Raw genomic sequence first — 18,415 nt, 5'->3', positions numbered from 1 at the left:
ATCGCATCATCTATCGCAGCATCACGATGGCGAATGAAGACATCATGGGCGTTTCTTCCGTCGACGTTAAACGCGTAAACCAGCTAAACGTCGGCAAACAAACGGTCACCTGATACAACGGCACCCATCGCCCATAACTACCACGCGGCGTAAGTTGCTGAAGTTGGTTGAGCGGCTGCGGTGGTAAACATTGCCCCGCACTGCCGCTGTCCCACGACTTATACAGTTTGATCTGCTTTCTATCATCACCAAGACGAATGGGGTCTTCAAAATGCATCTCCTCAACGTGCAGGCTCATTTGAGAAAGATCGATAGTGCTATTCATATCGGTGAGTATTTTTTTCGCCAAATCAGCGGCTGCGTCAACATCCTGCTGATTCAGCGTTTCTCTGGCGTCATACAGTTGGATCCTTTCACGCAAAATACCGGCAACCGAATAGGACACGCGGTCTAATTTCCCGACCGTTGCCTGGCGAACCACCAGATCGGTGAGAAAGAAAATAAAAAATATTAGCGCAATAGAGATAAGAACAAATTCGACGGAAACCGCAGCGCGTTTATCAGTCCATAAATTTGGAACGTTCATATTCTTGAACAAAGATCACCTCCCTATTTAATAAGTTATTAACCCAAAATCCGGGGAATGGAAAAAACATTGGCGTATATTTATATTCCAACTGATAGCGAGCCAATGGCTTATAGCGAGAATTTCCTGTATTGCCACCGGTATTAATCATGTCGGTAATTGAGTCAGCATAGGTAATATCCATCGTAACGGCATCAGGACGTGTCAGAAATCCCCATATCGCACCACCTTGTTGTGTGATGCGTGCCTGAAAGCGACTGTCATAGCCCCCGTTATCGGAGGCGGAAGCATTTTTCGATTCCTTGGCGGCTTCGGAAACGGCTAAATCAATCACTGAGGATATATAGGCCATCCTGGCAATCTCAGCGACAAACAGGACCAAGGCGATAAATAATATAACCGTTAAAGAAAACTCAATGGAGGCGACGCCTTTATTATCTCTGACAAAATGTCTACATCGTTTCATTATCCTAACCCTTTTTCTGCGGGATTAATCATGGCCAACGCATCGATTAATTCATCGCCTTTCTCTGATAAACTCTCATTTTGAATAATGTCTCGGGCGTAACGCCGATCGCCAACCTTAACCAAAGATAAAACCAGATTATGCAGCAGTTGAGATTGCTTACGCCCGCGTAAATACTGTGGCAGCAGTAAACTCACCGCATCCTGATAACGGTGATCCAGTATGGCCACCATCGCCATATTGTTAATAGCAACATCGTCCGCAATGAATAAGCTGCGTGATTTCTCAATAGCGGCTAAGCCTTCCGTTAGTTTGCCTGACTGTGCCAGCGCGATCCCTTTGAGGTTATAGGCTTCGGCGCTCTGAGGTTCGCGCTGCAACATTTTTTCAGTGACGCGAATGGCCTGAGGATAATCGCCTAAGGCGATCATATTCTGCGCCTGCAAGGTATAAACATTCAGGTCCGGCGTTTTAAATAGCGGCTGCATAAAATAGATCGACGATTTGTAATCACCTGACTGGTAGTAATAACGTGCGAGCTTCAGACGTGCAGCCGGATCTTCTTTTTTCTTCAGCCAGCTACGATAAAGATTAATTAAACCATTATAGTTTTTTGCCTTAAGTAGAATATCCTCTTGATAATTCATATCACTGGTAGAAGTTGGTGCTCGTTGCACACATCCGCTTAATAAGACGACACACAAAAGTCCCATCGTGATTTTTTTAGAAATGTGCATTTTGCATAATCCTTAGAATACCTGGTGCGGCAATTAAAATAGTGATAGGGAACATAATAAAAAGAATAAGGGGTACGCTCATCTTGGCCGATAGCTTGCCAATTTTTTCTTCTGAGCTCAGCAGCTGCATATCGCGAATATCTTTCGATAGCTCCATCAAATTTTCATACAGCGACGTTCCGTAATGAACACTCTGCTGTAGCGTGGCACAAAACATACGCATTTCAGTCATATCCATTGAGCGATAAAGATCCATGAGTCCCTCTTCTAAACCGCTCACTTCGGCGCGCCTGACTAAATGCGACATCAAATCGGCCAAATTTTTATCCAGATCATCAGAGCGTTCGGCAATAAACTTCACCGAGCTTTCTACCGTCATCCCCGCTTGAACACATACGGCGATCAAATCGACGAAATAGGGAAGCGCATCCATCATTAACTTGATTCGTGTATTAATCGCCGGATTCAACATCATGGCCGGTAGCACCAAAACAATCATGAATACAAACAACATGATCATGGCTAAGGCTTTCATGCTGATAGAGAAAACACCGATAACCGTTAGAACCAGCAATACGCCACCAATAGCGCCACAAATGCGCGCTTTGAGCGGTAGGCTTTTCTCTAATTCATTGAGAAATGTCAGCCAAGGGCTATTGCTAATAATCAACGCACGATAGTCGATAGTAGAAAACTGATTCTGTTGTTTACCCTCTTTTCTCGGCTCAATAATTTCTCGCTGTTTCTTCCAATGCTGCTGTTGGCGTATAGCCACCAGCACCAGCAAAATACCGAGCAGCAGCATCGTTAAATAAAGCATCGTCATTAGAGCGCCCTTCTTAACAGAATCCAGATAATGATCATGCCAATCGCCTCACTGGCAATGACGTAATAAAGGATCAGGCGACCAACGGGATCGTGAACCACAAAATCAAAGTTTTGCGGGCTGAAATATTTCATGCCGCAGAAAAACAGCAGTGGAATAGATGCCACAATTTTGGCCGACGTTCTGGCCTCTGAGGTCATAGCAGACTTACGGCGCGCCATATTTTTGCTGTTATTCACAATCCGCGATAATCGGCCAATTAAAGTGCGCAGCTGCCCACCGTGTTGCAAACTCACCAGCATCACCACCACAAAGAAATAAAACTCTCGGTAGCGATAGTTTTGCCACGCGTCATTAAAAACGCGCTCGGGTTCTTCTCCAAGATTCAAACGACGATCGATGCGATGAAACGTCGCGCCTAAGTCGCCATCAATGCCTTCGCCACAGCGATGCAATGCCTGATGGATGCTGTTCCCAGCGGATACCGCCGCATTGACCACCGATAGCACTTCTGGGAAACGATCTTCGAAATAGCGCCGATGCAGGCTGCGTCCAATTCTCAGCTGGGCAATAAACATCACGATCAACGTCACGGGTAGAAAAAATGAAACGTCAAACTGTAGCCAATTGGCATTCAGAAACAGCAAGACCAGCAGCAGCCCACAGGCAATGATTCCGCCCTTCATACCTTTTAGGCTGTAATCTCCCAGCGCATAGAGTTTCCACTCTTGCCACGTATTTTTGATATAGCTAAATACAAGATACTGTCTGGGATTAAACGTGCTTTTAGCGGCTATCTTGGTCAGCTTTCGCCAGTTATAAAAGTTAAGACCAAAAACCACCAAACCAATAAATAGAATCAGAAACGACATTTCTCACTCCATGCCAAATATATGCTTTAGGTCATCGCTTACGTTGAACATCACCGCATTACGCATCACGGTAGAACGCATTAACAAACCATGGTTGATAAACTCACCTTTAATTTTTCCATTTTCGTCACGGTCAGATTGACTTTGAAAAGTAAAAATATCCTGCAGAATTACGCGATCGCCTTCAATCCCCATAACCTCACTAATGTTCATTACTTTTCGGCTACCATCATTTAATCTCGATACTTGAATAACGATGTTAATGGCGGAGACAATATTGCGGCGAATTGACTCCATGGGAATATTCATTCCAGCCATCATCACCATATTCTCCAAGCGGGAAATGGCATCACGAGGGTTATTCGCATGCAGCGTAGACATAGATCCATCATGCCCGGTATTCATTGCCTGAAGCATTTCAAAGGACTCTTCGCCACGGCACTCCCCAACAATTATTCGATCGGGACGCATGCGGAGTGAGTTAATTAATAACGCTCGCATGGTAATTTGGCCGGTATTTTCAACCCCCGCCAAGCGCGTTTCCATTCTTAAAACGTGGGGCTGCATCATGCGCAGCTCGGCCGCATCCTCCATGGTAATAATGCGTTCACTGGGATCGATATACTTCGACAGCGCATTGAGCAGCGTGGTTTTCCCCGAGCCCGTCCCGCCGGAAATAATAATATTGACCCGGCACCGCGCGGCGATGATCAAGAAGTTAGCCATCTGTCCGCTCATGGCGTTCATCCGAATAAGATCGGACAGCTCGATATTGCTTTTACCAAATTTACGGATAGAGATAGAGGTTCCGTCTAACGCTATTGGCGGGATCGCAACGTTTAATCGACTGCCGTCATGTAGCCTCGCATCCACCAACGGTCGTCCTTCATCGAGGCGGCGACCTACTTTTTGTACCAACCGTTTGGCGATATCGGTTAATTGATTATTATTAATAAACCGGCATTTTGTGAGCTCCAGCTTACCCGCTCGTTCGATATAAATATTTTCGGGGCCATTAACTAAAATATCGCTGACGGTTTCATCTTCCAGCAGCGGCCTCAATGGACCATAGCCAAGGATTTCATCCGCCATCATTTCAGCAAAGCTATTTTGGTTTTGGGAATTCAAATAGATATTTTGCTGTTCAGCCACGCGCTCCAGCACACGATTCATTTCAGCTAGCAGCTGGATACGATCGTCTACTAATGCTTCAATGGTATTAATCTCGATATTTTGTAATACGCCATCGCGCAGTGCTTCTTGAATTTCAACGCTGATGTCCATTTACGCCACCTGACTTTTTTTCAGCAGGCCATTTTTCATCAATCGATGGATGATCGATCCTTTGTGGACCGGAGCCCCGCCGAGAATTAAGCGAGTGAGTTGGTCGATAGGCGCAACTTTGCGATTTAGGCCAGCAAAACGCGTGATACCATCCTTTTGTTTGTTATAGGGAAACACCACATCCATTGGTCGTCCTAATAGCGACTGCAGATCTTCAATACTCAACATATTCATGCTGAATGGTCGACTGTCATTTAGGCATATAAATAGCCTACGCGGTGCCAGCTGGGAGCGATTAAGCGACTCGACGACTTCGATCATGCCGCGCGCAACCCGCACTGATGCCATTGAACGATCCATGACTAAAACTAGGCAGGAGGAACTTTCAACCAGCTGGCGTAGCGTCTCTTTATTGGCGGTATTAATAGCCTCTTCAAACAGCACAAAATTATATTTTTGGAAGCCATCTAATGAGAGATCGGGATATAGCGAGCTGCTGCTGCTCATAAGATCAAGATTCTTTTGCCCAGCCACAATTTCCTGCACCATTTTTTTGCCCGTAAGCAAATCAAGGTCGCGCGAACCGGCCGCGCCCTGAACAAAGAGCGACGGCATTTCTTTGGCTTGCACAATATTACTGATGGTCTGGTAGGCAATAGCGCTATTACCTACCCCACCTTTGCAGCCCAATATGCTAATGCTGACCGCCCAGCGCATTGATTTTAGATTAGTACTCGAAATAGCCGACTGAACAAAAAGCTCACGCTGAGAGTTTAAATTGAAATATTGAATACCATCGCGCAAGAACGCCTGTGCCAGCATAATAGAATCGCTGTCACCAACCACGCAGCACCATACGCCACGCGGCACCATGGCTAAAATAGCGGGCACAATATTATCGATATACTCTTGACGCCCAATATCAATAACGATGCCATAGTCTTTTTCAGAAATAGCCAGATTATGGCTTGAATCTAAATCTTGCAGGACGCTGGTGACCTGATTAAAACCGGCTAATCGCAATAATTGACTTAGCTCTTCATTAATGACCTTGCGCGAGGATAAAACATAAAATGCTTTCTCATTCTGCGCTGACTTAACATCGTCCTTTTGTGGGAATAACAGCATATTTGCTCTTCCTCAGAAATAATATTTGTATGGGCTAACCAGTGAGGAAGCGAGATTGTTGTTAATGGCGCATCCCGTATCATCATAAAGATCAAACTTATAATTCTGTGTCATATAGCGACACTCAGGTAAACGCAGCGTAATTTTTTGAATATGAACCTGAATACCCGAGGCTTCTTGAGTGCGATAGCCGCCGCCCTGATAGGCTAAAGAGATCCTCTCCGGCGTGATGCCTTTGGTAATCAGATCTTGTCTCACCTGCTTGGCGGTGGTCGAAAAATCATCATCAAACCACTCAAGGCGGATATAACCGTTAAACCCACCGCTGGCTTGATTAATAATTTTGCCCACCGCAATTTCTTTAGAAATTTGGTCGCTTGACGTTAGCGCAATGACCTGTTCAGTTATTTGTGGTGAACCGTGCTTTTCTAATTGGCTAGCCCAGCTGGCAGACGATGCCACCGCCATGAATAAAAGAGCACAACGGAATAGAGGTGAGATCCTCATTTAATAAATCCTCCCTGTTCGACAAAGCCTTCAGCAAGTTTTCTATCGCGTAAATTACTGATGCCTTCAAAATTCATAAAACGGGCAAGCGTTGAAGTACGTTGAAAATCTGGCAAAACGATGTCGCGCATGGTGACGGGTTTAACCAGGTTAACGGTGGCGACCACCACCAGTTCGCCGCGTGTGCGCTCGGTTTTCGCATTTCTAAACAGCGCGCCGAGAATCGGTACATCACCAATAAACGGTAGGCGCGAGAGATCTTCGCGTTCGTTATTGCTGATAAGCCCGCCCAGTAGGAAGCTTTCTCCATCGGCAAGTTCAACGGTAGTTTTTGCCCGACGCGTTTGGAATGCAGGGAACGAGTCGCCGGCGTTGGTGCTGTAGGTGCTATCCACGTTGCTGACCTCTTCCCCCAGCGTCACGCGGATACGTTTGCTACTGCTAACTTTGGCGCCCACGTTGAGCTTGATACCAAAATCCTTATATTGGACATTGGACCCATTGGCAGAGCTGGTAACCACCGGCACCTCCCCCCCAACCAGAAACTCGGCGGATTCGCCCGATAATACGGAAAGATTCGGCTCAGCCAGCACGCGAGCCACCGAGTCATTGCTAATGGCATGCACCAGCGAACTCAGCGTGTCGGCGTTGAATTTCACAAAGCGGAACGTGCCGGGCGTAATATTGCCGCCGGTTCCGCTGATGGTTCCCCAATCAATGCCCACGTTATCGCTAAACGTCTTGGTCACCTCGACGACCGAGAGCTTCACGTTGACCTGATTGGTGATCGGCAGTTTTAACTTGTTGATCACCTCCTGATAAACCACCTCATCAAGCCAGGCATTGCTGTTTTCGCTTCCACCCGCGCTGCCGCCGCTCATACTCGGCACATCTTTTTTATTCGCCGTGCGTTTAGCGCCGACGCCTTCACCCACAATTTGATAAACACGGTCGCGATCTTCTTCTGTGGCCACGGTTCCGCTCAAAATGTAGGTTTTGCCCACTTTTTGAATCGAAATTTGACTATCCGGTACCAACTGCCCCACTTTTTTTTGCACCGCGCTTAAAATGGGGTCAACCACCAGCGTGGTTTTAATGAGCTGGTCACCATTTTTATCAAAGGCAATGAGATCGGTTTGACCATCGCTTTTGGCATAAACCATCACGCCTCGGTCACCGATAATTTCATAGTCGGCCACTTTAGGCGCAGAGATGAAAATCGTGTCAATATTTCCGTCGACTTGAATAACCTGAGACTCTCCGGCCTCCATGTAGACCTCTTGAGCATGCGCACAATAGGAGAGAAATAAACCCGTTACGCCCAGCAGCCATAGCGCTCTTGAATTTACTCGTCTTATTTTTGGGTATTTATCGTGTTGCTTTGTTAAACAAAAACTCACTCTCCACCTCTCAACTCTTTAACGGAATTAAACTGGGGCAATACTTCATCCATTCTTATTTTTTGGTTGTTCTCATTCTCATATTCGTCAAACGGGAATAATAGAATTTCACCTGCCTTCTCAACGACCTTGAGTTCAGCCAGCTGTTGACTGTCTAATCTCAATACCACGGTTCCGACCGAATCATCCCCGCTATAGCTTTTGCTGACGGCTTTAGGTGTTTTTTTTATATCTACGATAGAGATGGGCCCCATCACGCGGCTAATTGCATAGCGCTTCATGTTTTTGTCTGGGTTATTACTGCCTTCAGTCACCAGACCCACATTATTTTTTTTGCTTTTATCAACCTCAACTAATCGGATGTAGAGTGAGACTTCATCACCAATAGAAAGAGAAGAAAGAAGATATTCGTCCTCCGGCTTAATTTTATAGCTATAAGGTGTCTCATTGCTTCTCAGTGAGTGAGCTGAGAAGGTTGGACTCTTCGGTGACTCCACCATTTCAGGTAAAATAATGCTGCCTTTTGAAATATTGTGTCTAATTAAGTATCCCTGAAGATCTCCGTTATCTAATGAGGAAATATCACGGCGATCTTTGCTTTCTTTGGAAATCTCAATCGACGTTATTTTGTAATCATCACGATCTAAGATGTCATAAGGTTTTAGCTCCCTTATGGCTTCAGCCACCATGATGGTATGACTTGTCTGAGGCGCAGACTTCACCTCAGCGATCTCTGGCGTTTGCTTTTGCACAAAAATACCGGCGATTCCGACTGCAATAACAATTATTGAAAGAAAAAAAAGCATGCGATGGTTCATTAAGATGTCCTAAGCAGGATTAATAATAAAAAGACGCCACGGGATAGATAAGGATAAATGCTAAAGAAATAGCGACACCGTAAGGCACGCCGTGACTACGTAGATTATTACGAAAAAAAATAAGACCGCCGATAGCGACAATGCCGCCAATAAATGCAGTTAAAAACAAAAAATCATAAAATGCGCTGCCCTGAAAGGAGATTGCTAATACCGTGACCAGTTTGGCATCACCGCCGCCCCATAACCGAGCAATGAAAAGAACAAAACCGCCGGTTAAAGCGATAAGACCGAACAGAATATTTGGCAGGTGTGATTGCAAAAGAATCATTGGCAATAGCGATATGGCGAGTAGCAAAAGACTCGTGTGGGTAATCTTTCTAAAAAAAATGTCCTGCCACATAATAAAAATCAAAATTATGCAGGTGACAATAAAATTAGCTTTGATTAACCACGCCATGTCTATTTCCATTTTAGTTATTAGAAAAGTGAACAATAAAATGCAGCAAGAATATCATCCATGATGTTCTTGCTGCTAAACAGAGAGCCTTACAATAAATACGTTCTAACTTATTGTTAGTGCATTATGGTGTTGTAATCCGTTACGGCGTAGTTTTGCTGATAGTAACGCTTTTGATTGCTTCAGCAATTTTATCAAACGTTTCTTTCAATGCGCCCAAGAAGCCGGAGTTCTGATCGCCAAGAATAAATGCCAACAGTGTAGCCATGGCTACGCCGATTAATGCATATTCAATCGCAGTCACGCCGCGTTGATCTTTACCAAACTCATGAAAACGAACATGAGCAGCCACATAACATTTAGTTAAAAAAGTGTTCATTGGTATTCCTTGTAAATTTAAATCCGCCATTTCGGTGGCGTGTTAATAACCATCTTGTTGTTGCCGATGCCCCATAGGTAACGACGGAGCCATTAGAATATATTGCGCCTCAGGAGTCCTTATTGAGGTCATATTTGTTTTTATAATTTATGATTGATAAACAACGCTGAGAGTTATTTAGCAAAAAATAAGATAACCACAACGACAAGCGTTGATATCCAACACACCGCCAGCAGCGATAATATTGAGATAAAAACATTCCACCGGCGTGAGTGATACCACTCTTTCCCGCTATTCGATGGCTCCTTCTGGTAAGCATATCCCATGGCCTCTAAGGGAGACGTTGGCGCGTCAGTGAGTCCAGTCGATGTGGCTAACGATAGTATTGCCGCGTTAGCCTCAGGACCGCTATCGGGTAGAAACTTTTTTTCACGTAGCACATTCCCCATATACTTAACGCCTTTTCTAGGTATCGTTTTTATAAATGCGCTTGAAAGACCGATCTGATCAAATGACTTTCTCAACATATAGATTTGGCCATAGTAGCTACTGTCACTCACCGAACCCCGCTGCTCATGCCATACCTGATTGATAATATTTTGTTTATCGGTTTCCCCTTCCAATAAAAGAAGCAAGAACCTATAACTATTTTCTGGTAGGTTAATCACTGTACCAAAGTCATTAATCAGACAGCGCTTTTCAGGCTCAAACCGAATGCCATCCCCAAGGATGAATATCGTGTCATCCTTACTTACATCATTCATTAGCCGTAAGCTCCTGTGTGACTTAAACCTTCAATATCATTGGCCTTCGCCGTTAAAAATAGAATCTCATTATCCTCATCCATCTTATCGAATAGCCTATTTAAGTTTGAATTATACAAGAGAGAAATAATCGAATAAACCCTATTAGTCTCATTTGATCTCATTCATAGAAATTAAGAATAATATAGCGGATATTATATCGATACCCCTTTTTTTAAAGGATGTCAGATCGCGAGAAATACAAAAAAAAGATTATTCATTAACACTATTCTGAAATAACCATAAATAACCTCATGTTGATAAAAAATATAACCATTATAAACCCGAATATTTCTTTGAAATTTAAAGAGTGTTATTACTTAGCTGGCGGTTGTTTTTTATCAACATGCCTAATTTATACTCTTAGGAAAATATTATTAATAAGAAAATACTGAACTTCGCGAGATTTATAATTATTTACTGAGAGTTATTGATACATGACGGCGCAGCGCTGCAAGGTTTTCTCATACTCTCACGCCATTTTTCTGAAGATTCCGTGCCAACGATTCTCCGGTCATTTTTCTAGCATACCGCCAGCTTGACGAAGTCACATTCGCCTTTAGGCTGCTGTTCAGGCATAAATTTAGTCCGTGTCATTCCTTTTGTTGAGAACATAGCCTGATCTAACGGCCTCCCTAAGGCGTTCTCAGATATATACTACGGCGGATTAAGGGGGTTCCTGCCTAAATAAATCGTAGCCAAGTTATCAAAGAATAATACCCTGCTGGAAATAACCGGGGTAAATTATCGATCATAGTGATTCATGACAATATAAACTGTTCTACCATGCGATATTTACGCAATATATCAGCAGGTATTTAATTAAACTAAATCGCACTGTTAGATATAATAACTTGAATGATACTTTTCTGATTGTATGATGCCTCCAAGATAAAACATCGATGCAAGGATGCAAGAGCGATGAGCATTTACTCTTCCAGTTCTCCGCATTTATGATTTATTTACACTACCTAGTATTATTTTAGTTATGTTAGCAAAAAAGGGAAATTTAAATGTCGACTAATAAAACTGCACTTCTTATTGCGCTGTCTTTGGCTTCTGCTGCTTCAACATCTGCAATGGCAGCCGATGGCAAAATCAACTTTACAGGTAAAATTACCGATGCACCGTGTACAGTTTCTATTCCAAGTCAGAACCGTGATGTTACGTTAGGCAACGTACCGTCATCACAAATGGCGACTGCTGGCGCAAAGTCAGAATCTAAACAGTTCCAAGTTGATCTGCTGAACTGTAGCGCAACAGTGAAATCAGCATCAATCACCTTTGGCGGATCAGTGGCCACACCAAGCGGCGCTGGCGTAGCGGATCCAACTCTGTTCGCCGTAAACTCTCCTGATGGTTCAGCCACGGGGACCACGGCAAGCAACGTAGGTATCGAAATTTCTGATTCAGCAGGTGCGATGCTTTCACCAAACAAAGCGTCAGCGGCTATGACTCTGACGCCTAAAGCAGCCTCTCAGTCTCTGTATTTCAATGCCCGCTATAAATCTTTGGGTACCGCAACCACGGGTGATGCTAACGCCACAACCGACTTTACTATCGCCTACCAATAATTTAATAGCCTTCATTTAATCTATTTATTGGCTAAAGCCCAAGGGACAACTGTTTTTCATATTTGTACTTGGGCTTATTTTTTATAAGGCGCTATGACCTAAAATCTCATAGGCCAAAAGGTTAATATCATGCACGCTAAATCCGCACTCTGCTCTTTTGTATTATTAGCTATTTCTCACTCCGCATTGAGTGCTGCGACGGACTCAGGGGGCGTGGTTTTAAGTGCCACGCGGGTTGTATACGATGCGAGTAATAAAGAAACCTCTGTTTCTATTAAGAATAAAAATATCGATCAATACTTCCTCGTTCAGTCATGGATTGATGACAATACGGGAAATAAGAAAGTACCTTTTGCAATAACCCCGCCGTTATTCCGTTTAGGTGCAGATAAGTTAAATATGCTACGCATTGTTAAAACATCAGGCAATCTTCCTGATGATAAAGAATCTGTGTTTTATATTAACGTTAAAGCTATTCCTCCCGTGCCTGATGACTCGGTTACACAAAATACGCTTCAGGTGGCAATTAAAACGCGGATTAAACTCTTTTATCGCCCAAAAGGTTTGCAGGGCAAACCTGAAGACGCCTACCAGCAACTTCAGTGGTCTATTCAGGGTAATGATCTGGTGGTGAAAAACCCTTCCCAATATTCCGTCAGCTTTAATGAAATCACCGTTGGCGGTAAAGACGTGAAAGAAATAAACATGGTTGAGGCCAAATCAGAAGCCCACTACCCGCTCTCTGCTGGGCAACGCGGGCAGATATCATTTAGTGCCATTAATGATTTCGGCGGCGTGTCAAAAACTGTAACTGCACACTAATTGCGTATTACCTCGATTGTTTATTAAAGAGACAAACATGTTGCCGTCAATAATATCTACAAAGAAAAAAATGAATGCATTGACTTCTTTGTGCAGGGAAAGCCATAGATATTTTACGTTAAGTACTCTTACCCTGCTGGTGTTGTCGGGGCACTGCTTTGCAAGATCAAACTTTAACCCTGCGTTTTTAGAAAACTTAGGCGCAGGCAGCGATGTTTCTGACCTTTCCTCCTTCGCAGCACAGTCTGACAACCAAATGCCGGGCAAATATCTGGTTGATGTTTATCTCAATGGTAATCCTGTCGATCACCGAGAAGTCGAATTTATCACGGCTCCGGCAGCGGTCGTGCAAAAAGACGCCACGGGATTAATCCCCTGCTTTACGGAAGAAACTCTGCGTAACTACGGGGTTAAAACAGATTCGGCCGAGTCAATGGCGGCAAGTTCAACAACGCCAACAACACCAACAAAGGCGGAGAGTACCGATAAAAAAGACACCGCGTCTTCAGCCACAACATCAGCATCAACCGCACAGTGCAGCAACCTTTTACAGGCTATTCCCGCGGCAAAAACGACTTTTGATTTTGACCGCCTGCGTTTAGATATCAGCGTGCCACAGATTTTTGTCTCTAATTCGGCCAGAGGATACGTTGACCCCGCTTTATGGGATGACGGTATTTCCGCATTATTGCTGAATTACAATTTCACCGGTGCCAATGGTGACGATCAGAATGACTACTATTTAAACCTTCGCAGCGGCTTCAACCTTGGTGCTTGGCGTTTGCGTAACTACTCTACCTGGAACCAAAACAACGGCCAGCGTGAGTTCAACAATGTTAACACTTATTTGCAGCGCACCATCGTTCCGCTTAAAGCGGAACTCACCATGGGCGACAGCTATTCTGGCGCCGACGTTTTTGATAGTTTTCAGTTTCGTGGCGCACAGCTTGCCTCCGACGATGACATGCTGCCAGACAGCATGAAAAATTTTGCGCCCGTGATCCGCGGTATTGCTAAAACCAATGCGCAGGTCACCATCAAGCAAAACGGTTATACCGTTTATCAATCCTATGTCACGCCGGGCGCGTTTGAGATTAACGATCTCTACCCTAGTTCTGACAGCGGTGACCTTACAATCACTATTAAAGAACAAGACGGCAGCGAACAAACCTATATTCAGCCGTACGCCTCCGTACCTATTTTGCAACGTGAAGGCCGCCTCAAATTCAGCGCTACGGCTGGGCAATATCGCAACGGCTATGGCTCCGATAAACCTGAGTTTGCGCAATTCACGCTGATCCGTGGTTTCAGCAAAGGGCTAACGGTTTACGGCGGTATGCAGGGCACGCAAAAATATGCCTCTGCCGCGCTGGGTATTGGTAAAAACATGGGCGATCTTGGCGCTATCTCGTTCGATGTCACTCAGGCCCGCACCCAACAGCCCGAAGATGAAACCGACAGCGGCCAGTCTTATCGCTTTTTATATGCCAAAACTTTCGCTGAGACAGACACCGATTTTCGCTTAGTGGGCTATCGCTATTCCACCAGCGGTTATTACAGCCTGGATGATTCGGTCACCCTCAACGATGACCACGACGATTATGCAGATTTTAACATTCGCACCCATAAGCGCAGCCGCGTCGAGGGGTCGGTCAGCCAGCAACTCGGCGAAAACGGCGGCTCTCTCTACTTTTCTGCCAGCCTGCAAGACTATTGGGACAGCAGTGAAAAAGAACAAACCCTGCAGGCAGGCTACAGCAATACATGGAACAGTATTTCCTACAACATTGCCTATAACGATAACTATGTAGGCAACGAAGAACATGACCGGCAAATATCGATTAATGTCTCTATCCCGCTCGATCACTGGCTAAAATCCGCCTCGGCAAACTACAGCATGAGTCACGATTCTAACGGTCGGGTGCAAAATCAGGCGGGGATTAGCGGTACGTTGCTTGAGGATCACAATCTTAGCTACAGCGTTTCTGAAGGCTATACCAATCAAGGCCAAGGCGACACCGGGAATACCAGCCTGAATTATCAAGGGCAATACGGCAACAGTAACATCGGCTACAGCTACAGCAAGGATTCACACCGGGTCAACTACGGGCTCCAGGGCGGTATCATTGCACATAGTCACGGCATCACGCTCTCGCAGCCGCTGGGAGATACCGTGGCTTTAGTCGAAGCGCCCGGCGCTGACAATGCCCGAATAGTCAATAACACCGGGGTGAAAACCGATTTCCGCGGCTATGCCGTTGTGCCCTTCCTTTCTCCTTACCGTCGAACCAGCGTGGGTTTAGATACCACAACGCTGGGCGATAAAGTGGAACTTGACGAGAGCGCCAAAGATGTTATTCCGTCACGCGGAGCGATCGTTCGAGCTAATTTTAATGCGCACGTAGGTTATCGCGTGATGATGACGCTGAAACGCGAAGATGGTAAGCCGTTGCCTTTTGGTGCCACCGTAACATTATTAAATGAAACGGAAAGCGATACAAAAAATAGTGATTCTATAAGTACAGGCATCGTTGGGGAACAGGGTGAAACATTCTTAAGTGGATTACCTGAGCAAGGATTGCTTATTGCTCAGTGGGGCACTGATAAAAACCGAAAATGTAAAATTAAATATGAGATAACTGCTCAGCAGCAGTCTGAATCATTACCGATCATCATTGCCACTTGCAAACTATAAATTAAAAGGTTTTCTATGTTTAATAGCATAAATAGCAAACTAAAACTTGCTTATTTTAGATTTATCATCTTCATTGTTATTTTTAGTTCGTCGTATGCATATAGCGATGATGTTATAGTTAACATGGGCACTTTGACCGTAAATAATATATCAACAACTGGCAAGGTTACTATTCCTGTCGGTGCTTATCGACGTGAAGGCACGCCTGCTATTGTCAATGATGATAATAAGACGCGCTACGATGCTGAGCATTGCTACGAAGTCATTTCAGGAGGTATCTGTTTACTCAAGATTACCGCAAATACAGGTGGGAAACGCGATGCATATTTGGCCCCAGGAGTAAGACGTGGTCAAACACAGCTTTTAGGAGGCGGTTTCTCTCCCCTTCTGCCTGGGGATATTATGACGCTAGATTTGGTTCTTGATAATAGTGGAATTAAAGGTTCAACCACGTGGGAAAATGCACTGGTGGGGAAATTTTACGATGATAAAAATAACCTTTCTGGATATCTTCGATTTAATGCAACCATAATAATAAACAGTGCCACCTGTGCAGTTTCAACAGCACATGATATGAATTTTACATGGCCCCAATTATCCCCAAGCCAAATAGAAAATGGCTCCGCAGAGGTAAAAAATGCGCCAATCGGTATGTCATGTTCTACTACAGATGAAAAAAAACCAGTGACTGTTACCGTGACATCTGCAAATGGATATGCCAATGCTTCCGACGGGGTTATTAATACAAACAAAAGCAATTTAGGCATTAAACTGACATGGGCGGACTCTGGGGAAGTCATACCATTAAATAAAGGATTATTAATGAATGCATACAATGAATCAAATTTCAGCATTAATGCAAAACCCGTATCAACTAGCAGCAAAAAAATAAGCGCTGGAGATTTTGAAACTACAGTAACAATAAGTTTTGATTATCATTAAGGAAACTTTATGATTAAAAAAATGATGTTTTTCTATTTATTATTAACAAGTAGCCATGCGTTTTCAGCGGCTCCTGAAATAGTACAAATACACTATCGTGGAACGGTAGTGATTCCACCATACACAATAGCAACACCTTTCGCATCTGTTAATTTTGGCAATATTATTGCTGCCGATTTTGCTAGCTCAAGCGCAGCCACGGACTGGAAAGAGTTAGATATAAATTTAACGGATTGCGTCGGAGTTACTAGCTTTACTATTTCGGTAAGCGCCCCAGTATCAACGGCAAACCCAGCATATATTGGTTCAACAGGAACAGCTGAGCATATTGGCATCGAAGGCGCTGCCATTTTGGAGACCGATACTCCCATTTATAATGGTGTTGTTATAGCACGTAATACAGGTGGGGAGTTGAGTCAGACAATCCCCTTAAAGTTTCGTTTACACAATGATGACTCTGGCGAGGCCACCACCGGTACTGTCAGCAGTACAGTTACGTTAACCTACGCATTTCAATAATGCGTTAATTTGAAAATGGAATTACATACTATGATAAACAAAAATATATATCCCCTTGCGCTAGCATTTATATTTCCCGCAGTATTATCCAGCTCCGCAGGAGCTGCCGATAATACCGTGATCAATATTACTGCGACGGTCTCTGCGGCAGCCTGCACCACCTCGGCTCCGGCATCCATCCCCCTCAATTTCGCTCTAAATGCCAATGATGTTGCCGCGTCAAATGCCAACTCGGCCTGGTCTGGTGATGCCACCATATCTTTAAGCGGTTGCCCATCAACCACTAAAAGCATCGACGCCGTGTTTAGCGGCCCGGCCATCAGCGGCGATACCAGCGGCTATCAAATGAAGAATAGCGCCGGCACCGCTGTAACCACCGGCAGTATTCAGCTGGCAAAGTCGGCAGACAGCACCCTGCTCACCAACGCCAGCGGCACCTATAACGTTGCGACAGCCAGCAATGCCGCCTCCTTTAAAGTGAAAGCGCGCATGCACTCTATTACGGGCGCAGTTATGCCGGATACCTATACCACCGCCATCGACGTTACCTTTAACTACCATTGATTTCACTGCTAACAGGAAGCCATTATGTTCATCCTTAGCAAGCAATCTAGGGTTGCCTTAAACAGTTTGCTGATATCAACGCTGTTTACCTCGCTCTCCTGTCTGGCATCGGATACAAGTCTGGGAGTGAGTGCAACCGTGATTGCCTCCTCCTGCACCGTTGAAGCCTCGGCAAATCAGGATGTAAATTTAGGCTCATTTTATGCCAACGTACTTAATTCGCCCGGCAGTGCAACGGATTGGGCTAACTTTACTATTGATCTAAGCAGCTGCCCTGCCTCAACGCGCTCAGTTGATATGAAACTCAGTGGAGAGGCCGAAGGTGCGACGAAATATTTTCAGAACACCGGGGGGAGTAGCACCAACGTGGCAATTGAAATTGCTTCTCAGCAAACCAGCTCAGCCACTATTGGTCCAGGAGATACCATCAGTACTGCCGTGGTTCAAGCCACACATCAGGCATCATTTCCGTTGCATGCCAGAATGATCTCTCCAGCAGGAGGGGCAACGTCTGGTACGATTGCAGGCTCCGTGGAGCTTACGTTCCAATATAAATAAATTCCGTATCACGAATAAATAGCTGAGGTTGTGTTTTATCAACCTCACCTAACATAGAGTTAAAACAGCGAACAGTGCGCATAATAAGTATATGCGGCAATATTATTAGCATGCTAATTCAAAGAATGAGGTTTCTGTCGCCAGTTAATTAACCCCATTTTCGGCTAATGAATTTATTGTCTCCACGACTGTAAGTTGCGTTCTTAATCTTTATAATACCTATAATAAAAACAACGACTCTCTATTTAAGCCATCAGCTTTACAATACCAATAAAGCGTATCACATTTTTAAAAAATCATTTCGCAAAACAATAAAGATAAAAAATTTATACAGTAAATCATTAACCAATACTAGCCACACAATCCACCTTACCATGTTAAATATTGGTTACTTTATTGTTTAATTTTTTGCAATTCAATTGCATGCTCTTTATAGAGTATATTTCCGTTATGAATAGAAAACAGATCATATATTTTT

At 44.3% G+C, this 18,415-nt stretch carries 20 protein-coding genes; 7 read left to right on the top strand and 13 right to left on the bottom strand.

The window, feature by feature from the left end; all coding sequences use genetic code 11:
- Window positions 1–10 precede the first annotated feature (10 nt).
- The 13 genes from tadF to BN1044_RS02655 all read right to left on the bottom strand — a co-directional run bounded on the left by tadF (window position 11) and on the right by BN1044_RS02655 (window position 10,224).
- Window positions 11–598 (bottom strand): tight adherence pilus pseudopilin TadF, encoded by a 588-nt coding sequence (gene tadF, locus BN1044_RS02715; RefSeq protein WP_081329524.1) that lies wholly within the window; start codon window positions 596–598, stop codon window positions 11–13.
- Window positions 561–1,052, bottom strand: coding sequence for a TadE/TadG family type IV pilus assembly protein (locus BN1044_RS02710; RefSeq protein ID WP_072307446.1), 492 nt, complete (start codon window positions 1,050–1,052; stop codon window positions 561–563). Before BN1044_RS02710 ends, tadF begins: the two co-directional genes overlap by 38 nt.
- Window positions 1,052–1,789: a tetratricopeptide repeat protein gene (locus tag BN1044_RS02705; RefSeq protein WP_072307445.1), complete on the bottom strand. Its 738-nt coding sequence runs from the start codon at window positions 1,787–1,789 to the stop codon at window positions 1,052–1,054. Before BN1044_RS02705 ends, BN1044_RS02710 begins: the two co-directional genes overlap by 1 nt.
- Entirely contained in the window at window positions 1,776–2,615 is an 840-nt protein-coding gene (locus tag BN1044_RS02700; protein WP_072307444.1) for a type II secretion system F family protein, read from the bottom strand. Before BN1044_RS02700 ends, BN1044_RS02705 begins: the two co-directional genes overlap by 14 nt.
- A complete protein-coding gene (locus tag BN1044_RS02695) occupies window positions 2,615–3,487 on the bottom strand; it encodes a type II secretion system F family protein (RefSeq protein WP_072307443.1) in 873 nt (290 codons plus the stop codon). The genes BN1044_RS02700 and BN1044_RS02695 overlap by 1 nt, the downstream gene beginning before the upstream one ends.
- Before the next feature lie 3 nt (window positions 3,488–3,490).
- A complete protein-coding gene (locus tag BN1044_RS02690) occupies window positions 3,491–4,771 on the bottom strand; it encodes a TadA family conjugal transfer-associated ATPase (protein WP_025801730.1) in 1,281 nt (426 codons plus the stop codon).
- Complete coding sequence (locus BN1044_RS02685) at window positions 4,772–5,899, bottom strand: tight adherance operon protein (RefSeq protein WP_072307442.1); 1,128 nt, start codon at window positions 5,897–5,899, stop codon at window positions 4,772–4,774.
- Between the two features lie 12 nt (window positions 5,900–5,911).
- Window positions 5,912–6,406 carry a hypothetical protein gene (locus BN1044_RS02680; RefSeq protein ID WP_072307441.1) on the bottom strand — a complete coding sequence of 165 codons (495 nt, stop codon included), beginning with the start codon at window positions 6,404–6,406 and terminating at the stop codon, window positions 5,912–5,914.
- Window positions 6,403–7,806 carry a type II and III secretion system protein family protein gene (locus tag BN1044_RS02675; RefSeq protein ID WP_072307440.1) on the bottom strand — a complete coding sequence of 468 codons (1,404 nt, stop codon included), beginning with the start codon at window positions 7,804–7,806 and terminating at the stop codon, window positions 6,403–6,405. The genes BN1044_RS02680 and BN1044_RS02675 overlap by 4 nt, the downstream gene beginning before the upstream one ends.
- The gene (locus tag BN1044_RS02670; protein ID WP_081329523.1) at window positions 7,803–8,624 is read right to left on the bottom strand and encodes an SAF domain-containing protein; all 822 of its coding nucleotides are present in this window, start codon (window positions 8,622–8,624) and stop codon (window positions 7,803–7,805) included. The genes BN1044_RS02675 and BN1044_RS02670 overlap by 4 nt, the downstream gene beginning before the upstream one ends.
- 19 nt (window positions 8,625–8,643) lie before the next feature.
- Window positions 8,644–9,081: an A24 family peptidase gene (locus tag BN1044_RS02665; RefSeq protein ID WP_072307439.1), complete on the bottom strand. Its 438-nt coding sequence runs from the start codon at window positions 9,079–9,081 to the stop codon at window positions 8,644–8,646.
- Between the two features lie 142 nt (window positions 9,082–9,223).
- Window positions 9,224–9,460 (bottom strand): Flp family type IVb pilin, encoded by a 237-nt coding sequence (locus tag BN1044_RS02660; RefSeq protein WP_025801724.1) that lies wholly within the window; start codon window positions 9,458–9,460, stop codon window positions 9,224–9,226.
- Window positions 9,461–9,633: 173 nt separating this feature from the next.
- Window positions 9,634–10,224: a winged helix-turn-helix domain-containing protein gene (locus BN1044_RS02655; protein ID WP_072307438.1), complete on the bottom strand. Its 591-nt coding sequence runs from the start codon at window positions 10,222–10,224 to the stop codon at window positions 9,634–9,636.
- A 1,052-nt stretch (window positions 10,225–11,276) separates the two neighbouring features.
- Between BN1044_RS02655 and BN1044_RS02650 the strand changes: the two genes are divergently transcribed.
- From BN1044_RS02650 to BN1044_RS02620, 7 genes are all read left to right on the top strand, one after another.
- Window positions 11,277–11,837 carry a fimbrial protein gene (locus tag BN1044_RS02650; RefSeq protein WP_072307437.1) on the top strand — a complete coding sequence of 187 codons (561 nt, stop codon included), beginning with the start codon at window positions 11,277–11,279 and terminating at the stop codon, window positions 11,835–11,837.
- 129 nt (window positions 11,838–11,966) lie between these two features.
- Window positions 11,967–12,659, top strand: a complete 693-nt coding sequence (locus BN1044_RS02645) for a fimbrial biogenesis chaperone (RefSeq protein ID WP_072307436.1) — start codon at window positions 11,967–11,969, stop codon at window positions 12,657–12,659.
- 70 nt (window positions 12,660–12,729) lie between these two features.
- Complete coding sequence (locus BN1044_RS02640; protein WP_247650374.1) at window positions 12,730–15,354, top strand: fimbria/pilus outer membrane usher protein; 2,625 nt, start codon at window positions 12,730–12,732, stop codon at window positions 15,352–15,354.
- 15 nt (window positions 15,355–15,369) lie between these two features.
- Window positions 15,370–16,296, top strand: a complete 927-nt coding sequence (locus tag BN1044_RS02635; protein WP_072307434.1) for a fimbrial protein — start codon at window positions 15,370–15,372, stop codon at window positions 16,294–16,296.
- Between the two features lie 9 nt (window positions 16,297–16,305).
- On the top strand, window positions 16,306–16,815 hold the full coding sequence (locus BN1044_RS02630; RefSeq protein WP_072307433.1) for a fimbrial protein: 510 nt from the start codon (window positions 16,306–16,308) through the stop codon (window positions 16,813–16,815).
- 30 nt (window positions 16,816–16,845) lie between these two features.
- On the top strand, window positions 16,846–17,379 hold the full coding sequence (locus BN1044_RS02625; RefSeq protein ID WP_072307432.1) for a fimbrial protein: 534 nt from the start codon (window positions 16,846–16,848) through the stop codon (window positions 17,377–17,379).
- 24 nt (window positions 17,380–17,403) lie between these two features.
- On the top strand, window positions 17,404–17,937 hold the full coding sequence (locus BN1044_RS02620) for a fimbrial protein (RefSeq protein ID WP_072307431.1): 534 nt from the start codon (window positions 17,404–17,406) through the stop codon (window positions 17,935–17,937).
- The last annotated feature ends 478 nt before the right edge of the window (window positions 17,938–18,415 follow it).

The organism is Hafnia alvei (assembly GCF_900095695.1).
Taxonomy (GTDB): domain Bacteria; phylum Pseudomonadota; class Gammaproteobacteria; order Enterobacterales; family Enterobacteriaceae; genus Hafnia; species Hafnia alvei_B.
This window is presented reverse-complemented; position numbering and strand designations above follow the sequence as displayed.